Annotated in this window: 5 protein-coding genes; 2 read left to right on the top strand and 3 right to left on the bottom strand. The window is 66.9% G+C overall.

Annotated elements, in window-relative coordinates; genetic code table 11:
- The 3 genes from F6S12_RS30275 to F6S12_RS30265 form a co-directional block, all read right to left on the bottom strand.
- Positions 1-639, bottom strand: a 639-nt coding sequence (locus F6S12_RS30275; RefSeq protein WP_315869728.1) for a FecR family protein, incomplete at its 3' end; no start/stop codon positions are given.
- Positions 640-676: 37 nt separating this feature from the next.
- Positions 677-1,222, bottom strand: coding sequence for an RNA polymerase sigma factor (locus F6S12_RS30270; protein WP_011061039.1), 546 nt, complete (start codon positions 1,220-1,222; stop codon positions 677-679).
- The gene (locus tag F6S12_RS30265; RefSeq protein WP_050783811.1) at positions 1,219-1,875 is read right to left on the bottom strand and encodes an STN domain-containing protein; all 657 of its coding nucleotides are present in this window, start codon (positions 1,873-1,875) and stop codon (positions 1,219-1,221) included. The genes F6S12_RS30270 and F6S12_RS30265 overlap by 4 nt, the downstream gene beginning before the upstream one ends.
- Positions 1,876-2,119: 244 nt before the next feature.
- On the opposite strand from F6S12_RS30265, the gene F6S12_RS30260 reads away from it, so the two are divergent.
- Positions 2,120-2,434, top strand: a complete 315-nt coding sequence (locus tag F6S12_RS30260; RefSeq protein WP_011061037.1) for a hypothetical protein — start codon at positions 2,120-2,122, stop codon at positions 2,432-2,434.
- 286 nt (positions 2,435-2,720) lie between these two features.
- Positions 2,721-3,813, top strand: a 1,093-nt coding sequence (locus F6S12_RS30255) for a hypothetical protein (RefSeq protein WP_315869727.1), incomplete at its 3' end; no start/stop codon positions are given.

The raw sequence follows: 3,813 nt of genomic DNA, 5'->3' as shown, positions 1-3,813 counted from the left end.
AATGCTGCGCCCGGCCACGTCCACTTGCAGGCTGCCTTCGATGCAGGTGACGCACACCTGGTGGTCGGTGTTGCGCAGGTTGAAGCGCGCCTGGCGCGCGCTGAGCCAGCCCTCGCCGGCCTGGACCTTGAGCGGCTGCAGGCGCTGGCTGAAGACTTCCACTTCGCCTTCCAGCAGTTCGATGCCCTGCTCGCCCGCGCCCAGGTCACGCCGGCTGATGCGGGTCTGGGTGTTGAGCTCCAGGCTCACGCCCTCGGCCAGATCCACCCGGCGCTGTTCGCCGACTTCGGTGGCAAAGTCGGCGGTCAATCCGGCAAAGCCGCCCGGCACCGTGAGCCGCACCATGAACAGCGCCGCCGAGGCCGCCAGCGCGCCGCCAAGAAAGGCCCGACGGCCAAAGTGCCGCGGCCGCGCTTGCTGTTCCAGCAGCGCCGCGGCCGGTTGCAGGCAATGCCACAGGGCCTTGGTCTGCTCGAAGGCGGCCGCGTGCTGCGGGCTTTGCCCGCACCATTGGCGCAGCGCCCGGGCATCGGCGGCGGTGGCCCGCCCCGACGTCAGAAGGACCAGCCAGTCCCGGGCTTCGTTCAGCAACTGCTGGTCCGCCGAGGCCTGGGGTGTGGAGATGCTAAAAATGTTCAAGCGCGCAGGTACTCACGGATTGATCAGGGCTCTTTGTCTAGGACGGTTTTCCGGCCCCGGGACCGAACCGCTGAATGACTTTTCTTTCCAGGCGCAGGGCGCAATGGCCGAGGGCTGCCTTGAGTTCCTTCTCCACCATCCGTGTGGAAATGCCGAAGCGCTGGGAAATTTCCAGGTGCGGCGCCTCTTCCAGGCGCGCGGCAATAAAGATCTTGCGGCGCCGCGCCGGGAGTTCGTAGAGGGCCTTGAGCAGGGTCTGGATTTCCTTCTGGCCACCCACCACCCGCGAGGGGTCCTGGGCTTCGTCGGCGATCTGCAACAGCTCCTCGACCTCATCGCCGGTGAGCAGGCGGGCATCGGACTGGCGCCGGTCGGCGGCAATGTTCAGCGCCATGCGGTACAGGTAGGCATTGGGTTGCGCCAGGTTCGGCGGCTCTTCCATGCGGTCGACCCGCAGGTAGGTTTCGTGCAGGACGTCGTTGGCCAGGTCCTCGGACCCCAGGCGCCTGCGCAAGCGCACCCGAAAATCCTCGTAGGACGTCAGGAACAGCCTGACCATCGCACTGTGTCCGGTATTTTTCATACCCCGGAAGCTCCTTCCCATTCCTTGCAGTCCATGCGTTTCCCTGTCGTGTCCGGTATCAAGAGTAAGGTCAGCGGCTGGCGCAACGAGCTCGGTGCCTGGCGCTCGACCCGGGTCTGGGCCAGGCGCTGCACCAGCGCCTCATCCCGTTGCAGGTCGCCGGTGGAACTCACCAGGCGGCTGTGTTGCACCGCTCCGTCGCCGCCGATCCACAGTTGCAGCAAGGCGCGAAAGCTCCCCGGCCGAGTCAGCGCCGAGCCGCACAGGCTGCGTTCCACCGCCCGTTGCAGGGCGCTGGCGTAGCTGCTGTTGAGCCGCGCCGCACGACTGCCCGCCGCGCCGGGCTGCACGGCCGGCTGTGTGGCCTGCGGCACCTGCAGGGTGAAAGCATCGCTGCGGGCGTAGCGGGCCATCAGGCCACTGCCGGCCAACAACCGGCTCAGGCCTTCCCGGGCGCTGTAGTGACCGTTGATCCCCACCGAGCGCCGGCCCCGGGTCAGCTCCCGGTCCACCAGCACCGCCATCCCGGTGGCGCGGCTGAACAGCTCCAGGGCATCCGCCAGGTTCTGCGCCGGTATCTCCAGTGCCAGCAGGGCCTGTGAATCCACCCGCGGCGGCCCGCCGGGAGGGCCCTGGGCCCAGCCCGCCGGCATCCACAGCAGCAGCCCGAGCGCCACCACACAGGTCGCCAAGCCCCCGTGCAATGAAGTCCATCGCCCGACCTGCGCTCTGCGTCGCTGCACTGCGGTCCAATCCCTGAAAAGCGTCATCCTGAGGCCAGTTTATGAATCTGGTGTTACGGCCACGGCAAAAAAACCATCACTTTTTCAGGCCGGGCTTTGCACTACACTCGGCCGGCATCGAAGCCCGATTCCCCGGGCCAGCCAGGAGGCCAGGATGAAACGATTAAGCCGATACAGCGCAGCCCTGTGGCTGCTCAGCGCCCTGCCCTGGACGCTGCATGCCGAAGAAGCCAGCGAGGGCTGTGTGGAAGTCAGCGTCGGCGGCTACAAGGCCCCCGACTACAACTGCCTGAGCAAACAGATGGGCAACAACCCGGACGCAGTGAAGGCGGCCCAGGCCAACCAGCAGGCCCTGGAGGACCCGGTGAACAAGCGCCCACCGAACCAGGTCGGGCTCTCGACGCCGGCGGCCACCGGCGTGCGCATGGGCAACACCTTTGGCACCTCGGTCAAGCCGCAACGGCCCTGAACGGCGCCGTGGGCGGCCGATTGCCGGGCCGCTACCCGCCACCGGGCCCGTCCCAGGGCCCGCCTGGACAGCGGCGAAGGCAGCGAGCGACGGTCGCCCCGTGGCCAATCGCGCACTGCGCCGCGCCCCCTTGATCAGCCCCTGCCCGTATACCGGGCGTTAACCCCGGGCGCGCTAGATTGCCGAGCCTTGAACCCCGGTGCCGGCAACGGCCCCGAACACGGCGCGTGGATGGCGTTCGCCTGCCGGCCACCCTATCATTGCTGTTTTTTTGCGTGTTGGACGCATGGAAGACTATAAAAAGCTGATCCTGCAGCGCCCCTGCCAAAGCATTTTCCTGATTGCCCTCGCGCTGTTCATGGCGCTGCAGTACAAACCGGCAGTCCTCAACTACACCACGCGCTTCGTCGACTTTGCCGACTACATGCTGCAGCACGGCATGACGCTGTTCCCCATTGCCGACGATCTGCAGCCCTACCCCGACTACACCATCGCCAACACGGTGCTGGTCTATCTGGCGTCGCTGCCCTTCGGCCAGCTGTCCGTGCTGTCGATGGGCCTGCCCTTCTGCATCGCTGCGTCGCTGATGCTGGTGTTCATCTACAAGCTGGGGGCCCTGCATGAGCGCAAATGGGGCCTGTGCGGCGTGCTCTTTGCGCTGTTCACCTGGGCCTTCGTGGATAGCGTCAACTCCCTGGCCCTGGACATCTACCCCGCCCTGATCACCGCGGGCTGCTTCTACCTGGCCTACTCCGCCGACCTCAAGCAGCAACGCGGACGCCTGGCGCTGGTGTTCCTCGGCCTGATCCTGGGCTTTGCCCTGCGCGGGCCGATCGGCATGATCGGCCCGGCACTGGTGGTCGGCAGCTATTACCTGCTGAGCCGGCAGTGGCGAACCCTGGTCGGGTTCTCGCTGGTGAGCGGCCTGCTGTTCGCCGCCGGGGTCGCGCTACTGGCCTGGGCCGCCCACGTGCAGGGCGGCGATGCCTTCATGCAGCAAGTGCTGGAGATGCAGGGCCTGGGCCGGATCGCCAGCGATCACTCGCCGCGCTACTACTTCTATTTCAGCGCCGGGCTGATCACCTACAGCTTCACGGCGTTCTACGCCCTCTGCGTGATGGCCAGGAGCGGCCGCCAGTGGCTCGGCGCCCCGTCGCTGTCGGCGCCGCGCCTGCTGCTGCACCTGGGCGCCTGGTTCGTGGTGCTGATTGTGTTCTTCACTATCCCCAACTCGAAGAAGGCGCGTTACGTGCTGTCCATCACCCCGGCCATTTCCCTGCTGGCGGCCTACATCTTCATCGACCCCAACGGCCTGTTCAGCGCCACCCGCAGACGCCTGCTGCGCCTGTGCCTGAACCTGCCGGCCATCGGCGCGATCC

Origin of the sequence: Pseudomonas sp. JV245A (assembly GCF_032424515.1) — a bacterium.
Lineage (GTDB): Bacteria > Pseudomonadota > Gammaproteobacteria > Pseudomonadales > Pseudomonadaceae > Aquipseudomonas > Aquipseudomonas protegens.
The sequence above is the reverse complement of the archived record's forward strand: the minus strand, read 5'-3'. Positions and strand labels throughout refer to the sequence as shown.

Bases quoted from the DNA above. Each gene is read 5' to 3' on its own strand.
- F6S12_RS30270 (WP_011061039.1), bottom strand. From the start codon at position 1,222: ATGAAAAATACCGGACACAGTGCGATGGTCAGGCTGTTCCTGACGTCC.
- F6S12_RS30265 (WP_050783811.1), bottom strand. From the start codon at position 1,875: ATGCCGGCGGGCTGGGCCCAGGGCCCTCCCGGCGGGCCGCCGCGGGTG.
- F6S12_RS30260 (WP_011061037.1), top strand. From the start codon at position 2,120: ATGAAACGATTAAGCCGATACAGCGCAGCCCTGTGGCTGCTCAGCGCC.